1 protein-coding gene is annotated in these 845 nt (G+C 62.8%); it reads right to left on the bottom strand.

Annotation, left to right across the window (positions count from 1 at the left end; translation table 11 throughout):
* A partial coding sequence (gene tdh, locus AC0L2Z_RS35345; RefSeq protein WP_473630637.1) for an L-threonine 3-dehydrogenase occupies positions 1 to 845 on the bottom strand: 845 nt, incomplete at both ends.

Genomic DNA, 845 nt, shown 5'->3' with positions numbered 1-845 from the left:
CCCTGCACCAGCGCGATCATCTTGTACCAGGTCTCGAACATTTCGCGGCCATAGATGCCCTTGAGATGCAGCATCTTGAAGATGACCTTGTTCCAGTCGATCTCGAAGCCGGTCGGCGCGATGCCCAAAATGGCGATCTTGCCGCCATTGTTCATGGTGTCGATCATGTCGCGGAAGGCGGGTGCCGCACCCGACATTTCGAGGCCGACGTCAAAACCTTCGGTCATGCCGAGCGCCGGCATGATATCGCGCAGCTTTTCCTTCGACGCGTCGACCACATGCTGGACGCCGAGCTTTTTCGCCAGCGCCAGCCGCACCGGGTTGATGTCGGTGATGACCACCTTTCGCGCGCCGACGCACTGCGCCACCAGCGCACCCATGATGCCGATCGGCCCGGCGCCGGTGACCAGCACGTCCTCGCCGACCAGATCAAAGGACAGTGCGGTGTGAACCGCATTGCCCAGCGGATCGAAGATTGCGGCGATCTCGTCGGGCACATCGTCGGGGATCGGCACGACGTTGTGCTGCGGTATCGCCAGATATTCACCGAAGGCGCCGGGCCGGTTGACGCCGACGCCGAGCGTGTTGCGGCACAGATGCCCCCTGCCCGCCCGGCAATTGCGGCAATGGCCGCAGACGATGTGGCCTTCGCCCGAAACACGCTGGCCGATCTTGTATTCGGTGACCGCCGCGCCGAAGTCGGCGACGGTGCCGACGAATTCGTGGCCGGTCACCATCGGCACCGGCACGGTCTTCTGCGCCCACTGGTCCCAATTGTAGATGTGGACGTCGGTACCGCAGATCGCGGTCTTCTTGATCTTGATCAGAACGTCGTTCGGGCCGAT

The organism is Mesorhizobium sp. WSM4850 (assembly GCF_055811735.1).
Note: the sequence above shows the minus strand (reverse complement) of the source record. Positions and strands in the feature narration are given on the sequence as shown.